We start from the raw sequence: 561 nt of genomic DNA on the forward strand, positions 1-561 counted from the left end.
TGGTGGCGACCCGGACCGTGATCGGCCGCTGCGGGAGCTCGTGCTCGTGCCCGCCGGCCCGGGGGACGGCGGCCGCCGGTCCTGGGAGTGGGTGCAGCAGGTCCTCGAGCAGGGCCCGGTCCTTCTGGTGCACGGCGTCCTGCAGGCGGGCACCGAGGACAGCGGCAGGGTCCCACCCCAGCACGCTCTGCACGGAGGCCGAGGCGAAGACGATGACACCGTCGGTGCCGATCATCACGGTGACGTCGCGGCTGGCGTGGATGACGGTACGGAAGCGGCGTTCCCGCTCCAGCGCGTCCAGCAGCGTGTTGAACGCGCGGGCCGCAAGCCCGAGGGCGTCGCTCGGGCCGGCCGGGAGCTTGGCCGCGACCGGGACCGTCTGCCCGTGCGGGGACGTGCCGCCGACGCTGACGTGGTCGGCGACCGCGCTCAGCCCGTCGCTGAGCCGGTGCAGCCGGCGCCCCACGATGCCGCGGACCAGGCACCAGTTCATACCAGCCAGGAGCACACCGGCAACCAGGCAGGCCGCAGCGAACGCCTCGGCCTGCACGTAGCGCGCCG

At 74.5% G+C, this 561-nt stretch carries 1 protein-coding gene; it reads right to left on the reverse strand.

Going from position 1 to position 561, the window contains the following annotated elements:
* Positions 1-508 (reverse strand): PAS domain S-box protein (locus WCS02_RS21050; RefSeq protein ID WP_340296251.1); only part of this gene is annotated, 508 nt, incomplete at its 3' end.
* Between the last annotated feature and the right edge of the window lie 53 nt (positions 509-561).

Source organism: Aquipuribacter hungaricus (assembly GCF_037860755.1).
Taxonomy (GTDB): Bacteria; Actinomycetota; Actinomycetes; order Actinomycetales; family JBBAYJ01; genus Aquipuribacter; species Aquipuribacter hungaricus.